Origin of the sequence: Methylobacterium guangdongense (assembly GCF_038442355.1) — a bacterium.
Taxonomy (GTDB): Bacteria; Pseudomonadota; Alphaproteobacteria; order Rhizobiales; family Beijerinckiaceae; genus Methylobacterium; species Methylobacterium guangdongense.
Window position 1 is genome coordinate 88073 of sequence record NZ_JBBXMX010000001.1, and the last position, 14917, is coordinate 102989.

The 14917-nt window shown below is 68.8% G+C and carries 19 protein-coding genes; 12 read left to right on the forward strand and 7 right to left on the reverse strand.

Features of this window, described 5'->3' with window-relative positions; translation table 11 throughout:
* The first annotated feature begins 297 nt into the window (after positions 1-297).
* The 3 genes from AAHG09_RS00425 to AAHG09_RS00435 all read left to right on the forward strand — a co-directional run bounded on the left by AAHG09_RS00425 (position 298) and on the right by AAHG09_RS00435 (position 3472).
* Positions 298-1149 (forward strand): hypothetical protein, encoded by an 852-nt coding sequence (locus AAHG09_RS00425; protein WP_342104393.1) that lies wholly within the window; start codon positions 298-300, stop codon positions 1147-1149.
* 136 nt (positions 1150-1285) lie between these two features.
* Complete coding sequence (locus tag AAHG09_RS00430) at positions 1286-1702, forward strand: hypothetical protein (RefSeq protein ID WP_342104395.1); 417 nt, start codon at positions 1286-1288, stop codon at positions 1700-1702.
* A 150-nt stretch (positions 1703-1852) separates the two neighbouring features.
* Complete coding sequence (locus AAHG09_RS00435; protein WP_342104398.1) at positions 1853-3472, forward strand: gamma-glutamyltransferase family protein; 1620 nt, start codon at positions 1853-1855, stop codon at positions 3470-3472.
* Between the two features lie 4 nt (positions 3473-3476).
* Here the strand turns inward: AAHG09_RS00435 and AAHG09_RS00440 are convergent, their stop codons facing one another.
* The 7 genes from AAHG09_RS00440 to ruvA form a co-directional block, all read right to left on the reverse strand.
* On the reverse strand, positions 3477-4439 hold the full coding sequence (locus AAHG09_RS00440; RefSeq protein ID WP_342104400.1) for a hypothetical protein: 963 nt from the start codon (positions 4437-4439) through the stop codon (positions 3477-3479).
* Positions 4440-4568: 129 nt separating this feature from the next.
* Entirely contained in the window at positions 4569-5204 is a 636-nt protein-coding gene (locus tag AAHG09_RS00445; protein WP_342104402.1) for an alpha-ketoglutarate-dependent dioxygenase AlkB, read from the reverse strand.
* Positions 5205-5840, reverse strand: a complete 636-nt coding sequence (locus tag AAHG09_RS00450; RefSeq protein WP_342104405.1) for a 2,3-bisphosphoglycerate-dependent phosphoglycerate mutase — start codon at positions 5838-5840, stop codon at positions 5205-5207.
* A gap of 11 nt (positions 5841-5851) precedes the next feature.
* Positions 5852-6649 (reverse strand): 4-hydroxy-tetrahydrodipicolinate reductase, encoded by a 798-nt coding sequence (gene dapB, locus AAHG09_RS00455; protein WP_342104407.1) that lies wholly within the window; start codon positions 6647-6649, stop codon positions 5852-5854.
* A 295-nt stretch (positions 6650-6944) separates the two neighbouring features.
* Complete coding sequence (gene bfr / locus AAHG09_RS00460; protein WP_342104409.1) at positions 6945-7442, reverse strand: bacterioferritin; 498 nt, start codon at positions 7440-7442, stop codon at positions 6945-6947.
* A 44-nt stretch (positions 7443-7486) separates the two neighbouring features.
* Positions 7487-7759 (reverse strand): (2Fe-2S)-binding protein, encoded by a 273-nt coding sequence (locus AAHG09_RS00465; protein WP_342104411.1) that lies wholly within the window; start codon positions 7757-7759, stop codon positions 7487-7489.
* 208 nt (positions 7760-7967) lie between these two features.
* On the reverse strand, positions 7968-8585 hold the full coding sequence (gene ruvA, locus AAHG09_RS00470) for a Holliday junction branch migration protein RuvA (protein ID WP_342104413.1): 618 nt from the start codon (positions 8583-8585) through the stop codon (positions 7968-7970).
* Positions 8586-8733: 148 nt separating this feature from the next.
* Between ruvA and AAHG09_RS00475 the strand changes: the two genes are divergently transcribed.
* From AAHG09_RS00475 to proB, 9 genes are all read left to right on the forward strand, one after another.
* Positions 8734-9363, forward strand: a complete 630-nt coding sequence (locus AAHG09_RS00475) for a YceI family protein (RefSeq protein ID WP_342104415.1) — start codon at positions 8734-8736, stop codon at positions 9361-9363.
* Between the two features lie 107 nt (positions 9364-9470).
* Entirely contained in the window at positions 9471-9866 is a 396-nt protein-coding gene (locus AAHG09_RS00480) for a hypothetical protein (RefSeq protein ID WP_342104419.1), read from the forward strand.
* Positions 9867-10045: 179 nt separating this feature from the next.
* The gene (gene rplU, locus AAHG09_RS00485; protein ID WP_010683509.1) at positions 10046-10360 is read left to right on the forward strand and encodes a 50S ribosomal protein L21; all 315 of its coding nucleotides are present in this window, start codon (positions 10046-10048) and stop codon (positions 10358-10360) included.
* 86 nt (positions 10361-10446) lie between these two features.
* Positions 10447-10713 carry a 50S ribosomal protein L27 gene (rpmA, locus tag AAHG09_RS00490; RefSeq protein WP_012317134.1) on the forward strand — a complete coding sequence of 89 codons (267 nt, stop codon included), beginning with the start codon at positions 10447-10449 and terminating at the stop codon, positions 10711-10713.
* Positions 10714-10899: 186 nt separating this feature from the next.
* Entirely contained in the window at positions 10900-11457 is a 558-nt protein-coding gene (locus AAHG09_RS00495; RefSeq protein ID WP_342104423.1) for a GNAT family N-acetyltransferase, read from the forward strand.
* 135 nt (positions 11458-11592) lie between these two features.
* Positions 11593-12621 carry a GTPase ObgE gene (gene obgE, locus AAHG09_RS00500; RefSeq protein ID WP_342104426.1) on the forward strand — a complete coding sequence of 343 codons (1029 nt, stop codon included), beginning with the start codon at positions 11593-11595 and terminating at the stop codon, positions 12619-12621.
* A 60-nt stretch (positions 12622-12681) separates the two neighbouring features.
* Entirely contained in the window at positions 12682-12975 is a 294-nt protein-coding gene (locus tag AAHG09_RS00505) for a type II toxin-antitoxin system VapB family antitoxin (RefSeq protein WP_342104428.1), read from the forward strand.
* A 9-nt stretch (positions 12976-12984) separates the two neighbouring features.
* Positions 12985-13389 (forward strand): type II toxin-antitoxin system VapC family toxin, encoded by a 405-nt coding sequence (locus tag AAHG09_RS00510; RefSeq protein ID WP_342104430.1) that lies wholly within the window; start codon positions 12985-12987, stop codon positions 13387-13389.
* Between the two features lie 325 nt (positions 13390-13714).
* Complete coding sequence (gene proB, locus AAHG09_RS00515) at positions 13715-14830, forward strand: glutamate 5-kinase (RefSeq protein ID WP_342104432.1); 1116 nt, start codon at positions 13715-13717, stop codon at positions 14828-14830.
* Positions 14831-14917 lie beyond the last annotated feature (87 nt).

Consider the following 14917-nt stretch of genomic DNA (forward strand, 5'->3'; position numbering starts at 1 on the left):
AACCCCGACCGATCCGGGTGCCGCGCCCCTGCCAGACATATCGGCCGAAGGATCGTTCGGGCCGGATGGCGCCCGCCAAACGGGCGCGACCGCAGACCCCGTCCTCGCCCGAGGTGGGATCGACGGTCTGTCGGAGCAAGGCGCCCATGGGCGAACGCTGTCAAGACTCGGAGCCGGGCAACGATCGATTCACCCTGAGGCGGGGAAACCGGTGACGGTCTTGAGACCGCCAGGGGAAATCAATCCTTCCCCCCGACGATCGCGGCCGATCACAGGGTTCGCTGTTCGCGGGATATCATGCTGGCTGGATCGGGGGAGGCACGGGAGCGGCGCGGGTCTGCCGGTCGGACGGCGCGTCTCACGGGTCGGGGGGCGCTGTCGCCCGGCGCCCTCGGGCTGCGCCTCGTCGTGGCGTCGGCGCTGATCGCCTTGCTGTGCATCTGCGCGTGGCGACCGGGTGGCGCGCCGGCCGCATCCAATGCTGCCCGGGCGGCGACGCTGCCGCCCGAGTCGGCCTTCAGGCCTGCGATGCCGGCGACCATGCCCCCGCCCCCGGTTCCCGCCGTGCTGTTCGAGCTCGCGGAGCCCGGGATCGAGCCCGTGCGCGTGACCGCCGGGATCGATCCGCGCACGGGCTTGCGGGAGGATGTGCTGAGCCGCGGGGATGTGGCGGCGATCGAGGCCCCGGCGCTGCGCGTGACGCTCACCCGCGGGAAGGATCTGGGCGCTGCCCCGACGCTGTTCGTCCTGATGGCGCGCCGGGCGGCATCCGGCCCGGCCTTCGACCGGCCGGCACTTCCGGTGGTTCGAACGGGTGCGCGCGGGCAGATTCAGACCAAGTTCGGTGCGGTCGATACCCTGGAGGTCACCTTCGGCAGTCCCGCGCCGCGGACCTGCCTGGGCTTCGTCACACGGGAAGGCGGGTTTCGGCTCGACGGATGGTCCTGCGCCCCCCTCGGGCAACCGCCCGAGCCGCACGGACTGGCCTGCACGCTCGACGCGCTCAGCCTGCTCGACCTCGGTGACTCAGAGGCGACGGCCGCCTTCTCGGCCGCGTCGCCGGCATCGCGCGCCTGCCCCTTGATGAAGGTCGCGGAGATTTCGAGCCCGGCCGGACCGCCACCGAAACGATCGCGCAATAAAAAATGAGGCATGAGTGTGGCAAATCGCACAAGCTCAGCCATAAGAGCGGAACAACAGCTTCGCCCAAGCGTCTTATCGTGAAAGGCGTCGAACTGTTAAGCTTCGGTCGCCATACTGGTGGCACTCAAACGCAAGGTTAGCCATGCGCTCGCTCAGGATCGCACTTCTCGGCGTCATCGCCGCTGCCGGTTTCGGCGCCGCTGCGCCGGCCCAGGCGCAGGATGGTTACGTGCCCGGCCCGATTTACCGGGTCAGCCGCCCGCTTCCGATCCGGGTGCGTCCCCGCAGCTGGCTCGACGCCGGCAACGTGCCGCTGACCTCCAACGTTCCGGGTGCGGGCGGTTCGCGCAACCCGGCCCTGAATCCCTACCTGATCGCGGCCGGTAATTCGCTGCTCCCGCCCTACGGCCCGTCCGACCGCTACGGCCGCGGCGTGCTGCCGGATCCGATCACCAACGGCCCGTTCATCGGCGCCCGTTCGTCGGCGATCCGCAATGTCGACCTCTCCTTCGTCGACCGCCTGGATCCGACCTCGCCGCTCTACGGCCGGCCCTACTAAGCACGTCCATTCGATTTGATCGACCAGCGCGGGCCCTCGGGTCCGCGCTTTTCGTTTGCGCTCCGATTGCTTCGGGCCTTCACCGGCGTTGGTTATGCTGTATGCCAAGCGGCGCCGGGGCCGAGAGGCTGCCGAAGCGGAGGCCGAGCCATGAAGCCGTTCGATTGGGCGACCGGGTATCCGTCGCTGCGCATGCCGATGTTCGGGCGCAACTGCGTGGCGACCTCGCACGCGCTCGCCGCACAGGCCGGCATTCAAATGCTCCAGGCGGGCGGTAACGCCGTGGACGCCGCCATCGCCACGGCCGCCGCCAAGACCGTGACCGAGCCGTGCAGCAACGGGCTCGGCTCAGACGCCTTCTGCATCCTGTGGGACGGGAAGCAACTGCACGGCCTCAACGCCTCGGGCGGGGCGCCGGCCGCCTGGACCCCGGACTACTTCCGGAACACGTATGGGCCGGCCGACCGGCCGCCGATGCGCGGCTGGGATTCCGTCACCGTCCCGGGGGCGGTCGGCGCCTGGGCCGCGCTCAGCGAGCGCTTCGGCCGCCTGCCCTTCGCAGACCTGATGCAGCCTGCGATCCGCATCGCCGAGCGGGGCTACCTCGCCCCCGTGGTCGTGCAGCAGAAATGGGCGGCCGCCGCCGGGGTCGAGGCCATCACCCGCCAGCCTGGGTTCGCGGAGTTCTTCCTGCCGCGCGGCCGGGCGCCGGATGTCGGCGAGCTGGTCACGTTCCCGGGCGCCGAGAGGACCCTGCGGCTGATCGGCGAGACCAAGGGCGAAGCCTTCTACCGGGGCGAGATCGCCGCGGCGATCGCCGCGCATGCCAAGGCCCATGGCGGCGCCATGACGGAAGCCGACCTCGCCGCCTACAGACCCGAATGGGTGACGCCGACGGCCCAGGACTATCGCGGCTACACGCTCCACGAGATCCCGCCCAACGGCCAGGGCATCGCGGCGCAGATCGCCCTCGGCATCCTGCAGCATTTCGACCTCGCCGTCTTGGCCGTCGACGGGCCGGAGGCGCAGCATCTCCAGATCGAGGCGATGAAGCTCGCCTTCAGCGACACCTACCGCTACGTCGCCGATCCGCGCGGGATGGAGCTGACGCCCGAGGCGATGCTCGATCCCGCCTATCTGGCAGGCCGCGCCAAGCTGATCGACCGCAACCGCGCCGAGGTGTTCGGCCCCGGCAAGCCGCCCTCCGGCGGCACGATCTACCTCACCGCCGCCGACGAATCCGGCATGATGGTGAGCTTCATCCAGTCGAACTACATGGGGTTCGGCTCCGGCGTGGTGGTGCCGGGCTGGGGCATCTCGCTGCAGAACCGCGGCTACGGTTTCGTGCTCGATCCGGCGAGCCCCAACGTCGTCGCGCCCGGCAAGCGGCCGTTCCACACCATCATCCCGGGCTTCCTCACGCAGGACGGCGCACCGGTGATGAGTTTCGGCGTGATGGGCGGCAACATGCAGCCGCAGGGCCACGTTCAGACCCTGGTGCGGATGATCGACCACGGCCAGAACCCGCAGGCCGCCTGCGACGCGCCGCGCTGGCGCGTGAGCGAGGGCCTCGACATTAATGTCGAATCGGCGATGCCGGCCGCGACCGTGGATCGGCTGAAGGCCCTGGGCCACCGGCTGGAGGTGATCGAGGACAGCTACCAGGATTTCGGCGCCGGCCAGTTCATCTGGCGAATGGGCGATCCGGCGGTCGAGGGCTACGTGGCGGCGAGCGACCCGCGCCGGGACGGGCAGGCCGCGGTCTGGTGAGGCGCTACTTCACCTGCACGCTGTCGACCAGTTGGCGGAACTTCGCCAGCACCCCGGCCCGCTGATCCTCGCGGACGACGCCCAGCGCCCGCAGGTAGCCATCCGGACTGAAGCGGATCGTCTGCGACACCACCACGGGGAGTTTCGTCGGCTGATCGACGGCGCGGGCCACGATCTCGTGCCAGTCCACCCCGTTCGAGCGGTAGCTCTGCGCCCGCTCGATCACGAAATCCTTCAGCGTCTGGTTCGACGCCAGCGCCGCGCGGGCGAAGCTGTCGCGCTGCTCGGCCGTGGGCGGCTGCTGCACCGCCTGGGCGAGCACGAGGATCGGCTGCTCCAGATTCTGCATCTGGTCCTTCGGCCCCTGCGTCAGCAGGACGGAGTTGCCGGCCAGCACCCGGACCGGGCGGAAACCCGCCATGTCGCCGATCCGGAATGGTAGCGCCTCGACCTGCTCGGTCAGCGACAGCGCGGGGCGCAGGGTGACGCCGGTCACCATCTTGCGCATGGTCTCCTCGGTCTCGGCATCAGGCAGCGCCTGGGCGATGACCAACCCCGTCACGCTCGGCGCGCCGATCACGAGGATCCACTTCCGGATCGCCGGCGCGGAGGCGCTGGGATCGGCGGGCTGCTCGCCGGTGTAGAGCATGCCCTCGTTGTCGCCGATCTTGACCTCCTCGCGCTTCTCGACCGCAAAACCCTGGCTCAACAGGTTGGCGTCGGTGAATCCGCTGACCATCTCGGCGAAGGCGTTCGGCGGCAATTCGACGACCGAGACGGTGGCGCCACCCTCCTTGCGCTCGAAGCCGGTGAAGCGCCGGGAGAGCGTCATGTCGGCGGGCGGCTCGAAGCCGAAGCGGGAGCCCGGCGGGAAGACCGCCTCCCCGGCCTGCGCCGCAGTGCCGAAGACCAGACACGCGAGGACAAGGGTCCACCCGAGACGCAGCGACAGGGTACGCACCAGCATCGGCCTTCGTGTCTCCCAGGCAGCGCCCGTCGGGCGACACCGCGCGCGATGCGTCCGATGCCGCGCCGCCGCTGTCAAGCGCCTGACGGATCAGGAAGTTGGGAGACCGGGCTCGCAATGTGCGGTGGCTTAGGCGCTCACCCGTCGCAGCGTCAGATTGCAGCGGCCACCGGCCGGCAAAAACCCGGGAAGCGGATCCTCCGCCAGCAGATCGGCAGCCGGATAGAGGCGGTCGACCCCGTGGAAGATCAGCCGCGAGGCACCTCCGATCACCAGGGCGTCCCCGGCGAGCAGGCGGATCGAGCGGGTCGGATCGGTGCGCCGAAGGCCGCCGTAGCGGAACAGGGCGGGCGCTCCGAGCGACAGCGAGACGACCGGTGCGGACAGATCCGCCTCGTCCCGGTCCTGGTGCAGGCCCATGCGGGCGGCCGGATCGTAGAGGTTGATCAGGCAGGCCTCCGGCGGCGCGGGGTATTGCGCCACAGCGTCCCAGGCGGCCAGGGCGGTCGGTGGGATCGCGGGCCAGGGCCGGCCAGATTCGGGATGCGCCGCCTGATAGCGGTAACCGTCGCGGTCCGAGACCCAGCCGAGCGGCCCGGCATTCGACATCCGCACCGAGAAGGGTTTGTCGGTGCGTGGCATCCGCGGGACGAAGGGCGGCGCCGCAGCGAGCACCGTCGCGACCTCGTCGGCGAGGCGGATGCGCGCCGCCGCATCGAGGAATCCTGGATGGTGGATCAGGCCCGGCGCAAGTTCCGTCGCCACTCAGCCGCCCGCGTCGTCCCGGGGGAGAACGCGCTTCTCCGCGACGGTCGTGTCCGCGGCGAGCCGGTAGACCAGCGGTTCGCCGGTCCTGATCTCCAGGGTGGCGACGGCGTCGCTGTCGAGCCGGTCGAGCACCATCACGAGGGCACGCAGCGAATTGCCGTGAGCCGCCATGAGCACCCGCTCCCCGCGCATCACCCGCGGCAGGATCGCCGCGATATAGTAGGGCAACACCCGCGCGGCCGTGTCCTTCAGGCTCTCGCCGCCGGGCGGACGCACATCATAGGACCGGCGCCATCGATGGACCTGCTCGTCACCCCACCGCGTGCGGGCCTCATCCTTGTCGAGGCCGGCGAGGTCGCCGTAGTCGCGCTCGTTCAGCGCCCTGTCCCGCATCACCGGGATACCGGCGAGCCCCATCGCGTCGAGCATGAGCGCGCAGGTGCGCTGGGCCCGCACCAGACCGGAGGTGAATGCGACGTCGAACGAGAAGCCCTCCCGTTTCAGCCTGCGGCCGGCCGCCTCGGCCTCCGCGATGCCGCGCTCGGTCAGGTCCGGATCGCGCCAGCCGGTGAACAGGTTCCTGCGGTTGAACTCGCTCTGGCCATGCCGGGTGAGGACCAGGAGGCGTTCCATGGGATCTCCGTCTAAAGGCCGAGGACATCCGTCATGGTGTAGAGACCGGGCGGCTTCGGATGGGCCCAGAGCGCGGCCTTGACGGCCCCCGTGGCGAAGAGACCGCGATCGGCGGCGTGGTGGCTGATCGTCAGGCTCTCGCCCGCCCCCGCGAAGATCACGCTGTGATCCCCGACCACCGTGCCGCCCCGCAGGGTCGCGAAGCCGATATCGCCGGGCTTGCGCGCGCCGGTATGACCGTCCCGCGTCGAGACGCGGACCGCCTTCAGATCCACCCCGCGGCCCTCGGCGGCGGCCTCGCCCAGCATCAGCGCGGTGCCCGAGGGGGCATCCACCTTCATGCGGTGGTGCATCTCGCAGATCTCGATGTCGAACTCGTCGCCGAGCGATTGCGCGACGCGCCGGACGAGCTCGGCCATCAGGTTGATGCCGAGCGACATGTTGCCCGACTGGACGATGCGGGCGTGATACGAGGCTGCCTTCAGCTTCTCGTGATCCTCGTCCGACAGGCCCGTCGTGCCGACCACGTGGACGATGCGGGCCTGCGCGGCCAGCTCGGCAAACTGGATGGTGGCCGCGGGCGAGGTGAAATCGAGCACGCCATCGGCGGCGGCAAAGGCTTCGAGGGGGTTGTCGGTCACGGGCACGTTCAGCGGCGACAGGCCGGCGAGGCTTCCCGCATCCTGGCCGAGGGCGGGTGAGCCCGGTCGCTCAATCGCCGCGGAGAGGGTGCAGCCTTCGGCTTCGGCAACCGCCCGCACCAGCATCCGCCCCATGCGCCCATCGGCGCCCACCACAACGAGCCGCATCCCGGTTATCGCCTCATATCCCGACAGACGGGGAGCCGGCTTCGGGCCCCCTTCCCTCACGCCTAGCGGATCCAGACGTGCCGGTCTAATACCAACGTCCTGAGAAAAGAGCGCTTTTCCCTTCACTCTTGTGGGGAAGGGCCAGGGGTGCGGGTGGTGCAGACAGCACCTCAACGCCCCGTCCTGCTCCACCCCCGCCTCCGACTCCTCCCCACAAGGGGGATGAGAGAGTGCCTCGGCTCACAAAAGAGAACGATTAGAGCCGAGCGCTGGCAGAGCCGGAGCCCGCCTGGGATCAATCCTTCTCGGGCGCGATCGGCTCAAGCCCGCCGATGTGGCGCTGGGCGTAGAGCGGCAGGCCGATCTGCTTGATCAGGTCGAGCTGCGTCTCGAGGAAGTCGATATGACCCTCCTCGTCCTCGGCCAGCTCCTCGAACAGGCGCATGGACACGCGATCGTTGATCGAATCGCAGTACTGGGCGGCTTCGAGGTACAGGCTGCGCGCGCCGTGCTCGGCCGCGAGATCGCATTCGATCACCTCCTGGACGTTCTGGCCGATCCGCAGGGGCTCGAGCTCCTGCAGGTTCGGAAAGCCTTCGAGGAACAGGATCCGATCAATGAACCGATCGGCGTGATTCATCTCCTCGATCGATTCCTTGCGCCAGAACTTGGCGAGATCGATGTAACCCCAGTTATTCAGCATGCGGAAATGCAGCCAGTACTGGCTAACCGCCGTCAGCTCGCTGCGGAGGCCACGGTTGAGATACTCGATGACCTTAGTGTCGCCCTTCATGACCCCCGAACTCCTTGACGTTTTCTTGAGCGGGGGTAGTCACGTCAGGCAGCGACTCCCTCATCCGCAGTTTGGAATAAAACCAAACTGCAAGCTTGAGCGCAAGCCGTTGAGCAGGAATGGCCGCTTTCCGGTGCGTCGTCCTGGCCCAGCGCGCTGCGCATGATATCGCGGATGGTCCGCGCGCAGCGCCCGCATTTCGGGCTGCACCCGAGGCAGGCATAGACCTGTGCGGGCGTCCGCGGACAGCTGGGCCCGGGTGCCAGACAGGCCCGAACGGCGCCGTCGGAGAGGACGTTACAAGAACAGACGATCATGCGTCGCGCAGATCCCGTCGTTTCCCGGCGCAACCCGTCGTGCGGGCCTCGCCACTCAGGTTCGGCCAGTTTAGAAAAATTAAAAAGTGGCGACTTTTCAATATCTTACCGGTCTCCATCCGAGATGGCACCCGGCTCGCGCCGGGTCAAGGGACAGGACTTGCCGTGTGGAGCGGTCCGGGCCCGCGGGCGGGCGCGGCGGGTCGCGTCAGCGGGCGAGTTCGCGTAAGCCCAGGCGGATCAGCACCTTCGCTTCCGCGTCGGGGCCGGCCTCTTTCAGGGCGGCGGCGATCGCGGTCGCGGCCTGGGCCTGCGGGTAGCCGAGATTGACGAGCGCCGACACCGCGTCGGCCACCGGGCGGGCGGTCGTGCCAGTCTCGACGGCGTCGGTCAGGGCGACCAGGGCCGGATCGATCGGGGCAAAGGCGGGCGCCTTGTCTTTCAGCTCTGCCGCCAGACGTGCGGCGAGCCGGGGGCCGACGCCGGGCGCGCGGCTGATCGCGCCCTTGTCGCCGGTCGCGATGGCGCCGGCCAGCGCCTCGGGCTCCAGCACCGAGAGGACCCCGAGGGCCACGCGGGCGCCGACGCCCTGCACGGTCTGCAGCAGGCGGAACCACTCGCGCTCCGCGTCGGAGCGGAAGCCGTACAGGCGGATCATGTCTTCGCGGACATGGGTTTCGATCGAGAGATCTGCCGCCTCGCCGACCTTCGGCATGCGCTGGAGGGTCCGTGCGGAGCAATGCACGACGTAGCCGACCCCCGAGACGTCGAGGATCACGAAATCCTCGCCGAACGAATCCACGATGCCCTTGAGTTTTCCGATCATTTTCACGCCTGCCCGCTGGTGCGGATTGCCTACAGAAGCGCGCGTGGCTCCGCCAGACACGCTTGAGCCCGCCTGGACTTCGTGAAATCAGGGGCGCCGCGTCGGCCGAGCTTGTCCGGCCGCGAGGGCCTCAGTCCGGGGGACGACCATGCGCGCGCCTTTTCTCGCCCTGCTGGGCCTTCTGTCCCTCGCCCCGGCGCAGGCGGCGGACGATCCCGCCCCGGTCGTTCCGGTGGCGCCCAGCGCCGATCCGACCCAGGTGCGACCGGGGGCCTACGTGCTCGATCCCGATCACGGGAAGATCACGTGGTCGGTCTCGCATCTCGGCTATTCGACCTATTACGGCCAGTTCGCCGGCGTGACGGGCACCCTCACCCTCGATCCGAAGGCTCCGGAGAAGAGCCAGCTCACAGTCAGCGTGCCGCTCGGCGGCGTGATCACCGGCAGCACCCATTTGAATGAGCGGCTCGCGACCCCGGACTTCTTCGACACGGCCAAGTTCCCGGCCGCCAGCTTCACCGCCACCAAGGTGGAGCCGACCAGCCCGACCACGGCGCGCATCACCGGCGATCTGAATCTGCGCGGCACCGTCCGGCCGTTCGCGATCGACGCCACGTTCAACCAAGCCGGTATCCACCCGGTGGATCAGCGCTACACCGTCGGGTTCGACGGGCGCGCGGTGATCAAGCGCTCGGAATTCGGCATCAACGCCTATCTGCCACAACTGGGCGACGAGGTGACGCTGCGCATCGAGGGCGAGTTCAAGGCGGCTCCGTAGCGCCACGATCGTCGGCTTCTCTCCGGAGCGACCACGCGCGGCCGGTTCGGGCCGTCGGACCTCGCGACCGGACGCGGAACGCAAACCCGACAGCGGAGACTCGCACGATGCGGACAGCCTCGATTCTTCTGGCTCTTCTCCTCGCCGGCCCGGCCGTCGCGCAGGTGCCCGCTGCGCCTGCCCCAGCGGCGCCGGCGCCGGCGGCACCCGCTTCACCCCTCGACAACTACGCCGATGCCGCGACCACGACGATCATCGCGGAGCAATCCTGCCCCGGCGTGCAGATGAAGGCCGGCCAGCTCACGAATCTGCGGCTGGCGGCCCGGGTGAATACCGGACAGGAGCCGATGCTCCAGGAGAAACTGCGCACGCGCGCCACGCAGGTCCGCCAGCAGCTCGCCGCCGTCGGCCGGGATGCGTGGTGCGCGAACGCGCTGGCGGCCTTCGGGCCGCAGGGCAGCGTCGCCAAGGGCGTCCTGGTGCCGGGCGCGTCCTACCGCTGAGGCGGACGGCCCAGGATTGACACGCGGCCCGCCCGCCCCTACTGACCCGGCATGGCGCGCGGCCTCTAAAGGGGTCCGCGCGTTTCGCGTTGTCCGGGCCAAGCCCGTTCAATGACTTCAAACAAGAAGCCGGTCCAGGGGCAGCCGCCCCGGAGGCCGTTCGAGAACACGAGAGAACGATGTTCGCAGTCATCAAGACGGGCGGTAAGCAGTACCGCGTCGCCGCCAACGACACCATCACCATCGCGTCGCTCGCGGGCGAGGCCGGCGAGGCCGTGACCTTCGGCGAGGTCCTCCTGTTCGCCGACGGCGCCGGCGCCACCCAGGTCGGCGCCCCGACCCTGTCGGGCATCAGCGTCACCGGCGAGATCGTCCGCCATGGCCGCGACAAGAAGGTGATCGCCTTCAAGAAGCGCCGCCGGCAGAACTCGCGCCGCAAGCGCGGCCACCGGCAGGACCACACGGTGGTGCGCATCACCGGCATCTCGGCCTGAAGCCGGCTCATCGCTGGGCGCGTCAGGGTCCCTGAGGATCCGATCCGCGACCGCATCGCAGCAGATCAGAATTCGGAGCTCATCCCATGGCACACAAAAAGGCTGGCGGCTCGTCCCGCAACGGTCGCGACTCGGAAGGCCGGCGCCTCGGCGTCAAGAAGTTCGGCTCGGAGGCCGTCATTCCGGGCAACATCATCGTGCGTCAGCGCGGCACCAAATGGCATCCCGGCGCCAATGTCGGCATGGGCAAGGACCACACGATCTTCGCGCTGGTCCCGGGCCATGTCCGCTTCGAGACGCGCCGCGGGCGCGCTTTCGTAGGTGTAACCCCGCTGGCCGAGGCTGCGGAATAAGAGGCGGGCGCCCGGAGTGGCGAAGCTGGCGTCCCGCCCGGTGTCCCACACCGGACCGGAGACGTCGTTGCCGAGCCCCTGACGGGCCGGATCGGACGGAACCCCGGGGAGGATGGGACACCATCCTCCCCTTCGTCGTCTTGAGGCGGTGTCCCGGAGCCGGGCGCATCGCCCTGCGAGGACACGATGTTCCCCGATCTGACCCGTGACGATGTCTTCCGGATCGAGACGCGGCGGCTGTGGCTGCGCTGGCCGACCGCGAAGGATGTGCCGGCCATCGTGGCGCTGGCGGGCGAGCGGTCCGTGGCCGAGATGACGGCCCACATCCCGCACCCGCTGGATCGGCGCGAAGTGGATGCGTTCCTCATCAAGGCCCGGGGCGCCAACAGCGCCGGAACGGGCCTGACCCTCGCCCTGGCGCGGCGCGAGAGCCCCGGCAGCCTGATCGGCCTGATCGGCATCGCGTGGGACGAGACGGGGCCGCATCTCGGCTACTGGCTCGGCCGGCCCTGGTGGGGTAACGGGCTGATGAGCGAGGCGGCCGAGGCCCTGGTCCATGCCTTCTTCGCCTATACGGGCGGGGAACGGCTGACGGTCGGTGCCCTGCCGGAGAATCGTGCTTCGCAGCGGGTGATCGCGAAGTCCGGCTTCCGCTGGACCGAACGACGGCCGACGCCGAGCCCGGCCCGGGGCTGCGACCGGCAGCTGGACTGGTTCGCGCTGGAGCGTGCCGACTGGGCCTGACGCCAGTCGGCGGCCGAACCGGTGCCGGATCTCGCGCTGGCCTCCTGATCGTCCGGATCGACGCAGGGCGGCCCCGCATCCCATATATTGCGCGGGGCCGCTTCCGGGCGGCCCCTATGCCATGAGAGACGCACCGTGAAATTCCTCGACGAAGCCAAGGTTTATGTCCGCTCCGGCGACGGCGGCCCCGGCTGCGTCTCGTTCCGCCGGGAGAAATTCATCGAGTTCGGCGGCCCGAACGGCGGTGATGGCGGCCGCGGCGGCGACGTCTGGGTGGAATGCGTCGAGGGGCTCAACACCCTGATCGACTACCGCTACCAGCAGCACTTCAAGGCCAAGAAGGGCGAGCACGGCATGGGCTCGAACTGCCACGGCGCCAACGGGTCCGATACGGTCCTGAAGGTACCGGCCGGCACGCAGATTTTCTCCGAAGACGGTGAGACCCTTCTGGCCGACCTGACCGAGGTGGGCCAGCGCATCCGGCTGGCCAAGGGCGGCAACGGCGGCTTCGGCAACGCCTACTTCACCACCTCCACCAACAGGGCCCCGAAGCACGCCAATCCCGGCCAGGAAGGCCAGGAGATGTGGATCTGGCTGCGCCTCAAGCTCATCGCCGATGCCGGGCTGGTGGGCCTGCCGAATGCCGGCAAATCGACCTTCCTGGCGAGCGTCACGGCCGCCAAGCCGAAGATCGCCGACTACCCGTTCACGACCCTGCATCCCGGCCTCGGCGTCGTCCGCTCGGACGGGCGCGAATTCGTGCTCGCCGACATTCCCGGCCTGATCGAGGGGGCGCACGAGGGAGTGGGTTTGGGCGACAAGTTCCTGGCCCATGTCGAGCGCTGCCGGGTGCTGCTGCACCTCGTGGATGGCACCACCGAGCATGCCGGTAAGACCTACAAGCTCGTCCGCGGCGAGATCGAGGCCTACGGCAACGGCTTGGCCGAGAAGCCCGAGATCGTGGCGCTGTCCAAGGCCGACGCGCTCGACGCCGAGACGCTGAAGAGCCAAGTGGCGAAGCTGAAGCGCGCCGCCGGACGGGCGCCGCTGGTCCTGTCCTCGGCGAGCCGCAAGGGGGTGCCGGAGGCGCTCCGGGCGCTCCAGGCCGAAATCGACGCCAGCGCCGAGGCGGACAAGGCGCCTGTGGCGGCTTGGCAGCCGTGAGTGACGGGCTAGGGCGATTCGTTTAGGCTCCGAGCAGCCGATCTGCACGAGGGTGTGGGTATGACGGATGTGCTGGTCGTCGAAAGCGACGAAGCGATGCACCTCGCTCGTCAGATCGCGCGGCGGCGCGGCGTCACGGTCGATGCCGCGGTGGTCGATTCGCTTCGCTTCGCGCGGGATGCGTTGGCCGCGGAACAGTTTGCTGCAACCGAGCCGTCTGCACCGCTCACGCAGGAGCAGCAGAAGCGCTACGACGAGTTGCTGGCGCTTGCCCATGAGCTGGCACCATTCCGGACGTCGGGCATGACGGCCGATCACCGCGACATGTACGATGAGAATGGCCTTCCCATCTGAACGATGGCCATGATCGCGCTCGACACATCGGCAATCGTCGCGATCTTTCTGATGGAAGCAGAGGCTCCCGCATTTCGCCGGATTGTGGCCCGCGGACCCGTATGCGTCGGAGCGCCCACGCTGGTCGAAGCCCAGATCGTTCTCGAACGGCGCTTCGGTGAGCGCGCGATCGGAGCCATCCATCGTTTCCTGACCATCGGGACAGTCTCGGTCGTACCCTTCGATCATGTCGTGTTCGAGGCCGCAGGGGTTGCTTTTTCACGCTATGGGAAGGGGCGCCGCAATGCGGCGCAACTGAATTTCGGCGACTGTCTTGCCTACGCGGTGGCGAAATGCCGGTCTCTATCGCTGCTCTACAATGGCAACGACTTCATCCACACGGACATCGAAGCCGCTTGCGATCCACTCGTCTGACGATGCGCCCGCGGATCCATACGTCGCGAGACGCACTGATGCGCGTCAACGCAAACCCTGCCGTAGCGACAATCCTGTAGCGCCGATCAGCCCTGGTGCGAGCTGGGGCGCGACTCCGGCAGCACGCAGGAACAGTTATCTACCACGCGATCGTTCAGACTGGCCTTCGTTCACGCGTCCAGATCGATTTTTCCGTCATGGTTGATCCCGGGGCCAAGACTTGTTGGGACGTAAGCCGATTCATCGGAGCGCAAATCCCGCCGCGGCTGTTCAAACCACCGCGCTTCGTTCAAACCGCGCAGACCTATCCGGTTTCGCCAGACTCATGATCCCCGCCCTCGAAGATTTTCGCCGCATCGTCATCAAGGTCGGCTCGGCGCTCCTCGTCGATCGCAAGGCCGGCCGGCTGCGGCATGCCTGGCTCGCCGCCCTGGCCGAGGATATCGCGGAACTGCACGCCCGCGGAGTCGACGTGCTCGTCGTGTCCTCCGGCAGCATCGCGCTGGGGCGGACGGTGCTGGGCTTAGCCCCCGGTCCGCTGCGGCTGGAGGAGAGCCAGGGGGCCGCCTCGGTGGGGCAGATCACCCTGGCGCGGCATTGGGCCGAAGCGCTCGGCCATCACGGCATCGTGGCGGGTCAGATCCTCGTGACGCCGCAGGATACGGAGGAGCGCCGCCGCTACCTCAACGCCCGGGCGACCGTGCTGAAGCTCCTCGAGATGCGTGCCGTGCCGGTGGTCAACGAGAACGATACGGTCGCGACCTCGGAGATCCGTTACGGCGACAACGACCGTCTGGCTGCCCGCGTCGCCACGATGATCGACGCCGACGTGCTGGTCCTGTTCTCCGACATCGACGGCCTCTACACCGCGCCGCCGAACAGCGATCCCGATGCGCGCCATCTGCCCGTAATCGAGCGCATCACCCCCGAGATCGAGGCGATGGCGGGTGGGCCGGCCTCCGAGCTGTCACGGGGCGGCATGCGCACCAAGGTCGAGGCGGCCAAGATCGCCGCATCCGGCGGTACCCATCTGGTGATCGCGGACGGCCGCGGGAAGAACCCGTTGAAGGCGGTGCGGGAGGGGGCGCGCTGCACGTGGTTCCTGTCCGGCTCCACGCCGACGGCAGCACGCAAGACCTGGATCGCCGGCTCCCTCGAACCGCGCGGAACGCTCACGATCGATTCCGGCGCGCTGAAGGCCCTGCGGGGCGGCGCCAGCCTCCTGCCGGTCGGAGTCCGGGCGATCGAGGGCAACTTCTCCCGCGGCGACGCCGTGGAGATCCGCGACCCGGAGGGCCAAGCGCTCGGGCGCGGCCTCGTCGCCTATGACAGCGCCGAGGCTGCGCTGATCATCGGTCATCCGAGTGCGCGGATCCCGGACTTGCTCAATTATCCCGGGCGCGCCTGGATGGTGCATCGCGACGACTTGGCCTTGTTCTAAGACTGTTTGGATCGACCTGCATTCAGCCCGTGCGGGTGCCGACAAATAGTATTGTCTTGCGTGCTGCGGCACACTTGTCGGCGCGCT

Coding starts and splice junctions, on each gene's coding strand:
- AAHG09_RS00425 (WP_342104393.1), top strand. CDS start 298: ATGCTGGCTGGATCGGGGGAGGCACGGGAGCGGCGCGGGTCTGCCGGT.
- AAHG09_RS00430 (WP_342104395.1), top strand. CDS start 1,286: ATGCGCTCGCTCAGGATCGCACTTCTCGGCGTCATCGCCGCTGCCGGT.
- AAHG09_RS00435 (WP_342104398.1), top strand. CDS start 1,853: ATGAAGCCGTTCGATTGGGCGACCGGGTATCCGTCGCTGCGCATGCCG.
- AAHG09_RS00440 (WP_342104400.1), bottom strand. CDS start 4,439: ATGCTGGTGCGTACCCTGTCGCTGCGTCTCGGGTGGACCCTTGTCCTC.
- AAHG09_RS00450 (WP_342104405.1), bottom strand. CDS start 5,840: ATGGAACGCCTCCTGGTCCTCACCCGGCATGGCCAGAGCGAGTTCAAC.
- dapB (WP_342104407.1), bottom strand. CDS start 6,649: ATGCGGCTCGTTGTGGTGGGCGCCGATGGGCGCATGGGGCGGATGCTG.
- bfr (WP_342104409.1), bottom strand. CDS start 7,442: ATGAAGGGCGACACTAAGGTCATCGAGTATCTCAACCGTGGCCTCCGC.
- AAHG09_RS00465 (WP_342104411.1), bottom strand. CDS start 7,759: ATGATCGTCTGTTCTTGTAACGTCCTCTCCGACGGCGCCGTTCGGGCC.
- ruvA (WP_342104413.1), bottom strand. CDS start 8,585: ATGATCGGAAAACTCAAGGGCATCGTGGATTCGTTCGGCGAGGATTTC.
- AAHG09_RS00475 (WP_342104415.1), top strand. CDS start 8,734: ATGCGCGCGCCTTTTCTCGCCCTGCTGGGCCTTCTGTCCCTCGCCCCG.
- AAHG09_RS00480 (WP_342104419.1), top strand. CDS start 9,471: ATGCGGACAGCCTCGATTCTTCTGGCTCTTCTCCTCGCCGGCCCGGCC.
- rplU (WP_010683509.1), top strand. CDS start 10,046: ATGTTCGCAGTCATCAAGACGGGCGGTAAGCAGTACCGCGTCGCCGCC.
- rpmA (WP_012317134.1), top strand. CDS start 10,447: ATGGCACACAAAAAGGCTGGCGGCTCGTCCCGCAACGGTCGCGACTCG.
- AAHG09_RS00495 (WP_342104423.1), top strand. CDS start 10,900: ATGTTCCCCGATCTGACCCGTGACGATGTCTTCCGGATCGAGACGCGG.
- AAHG09_RS00505 (WP_342104428.1), top strand. CDS start 12,682: ATGACGGATGTGCTGGTCGTCGAAAGCGACGAAGCGATGCACCTCGCT.
- AAHG09_RS00510 (WP_342104430.1), top strand. CDS start 12,985: ATGATCGCGCTCGACACATCGGCAATCGTCGCGATCTTTCTGATGGAA.
- proB (WP_342104432.1), top strand. CDS start 13,715: ATGATCCCCGCCCTCGAAGATTTTCGCCGCATCGTCATCAAGGTCGGC.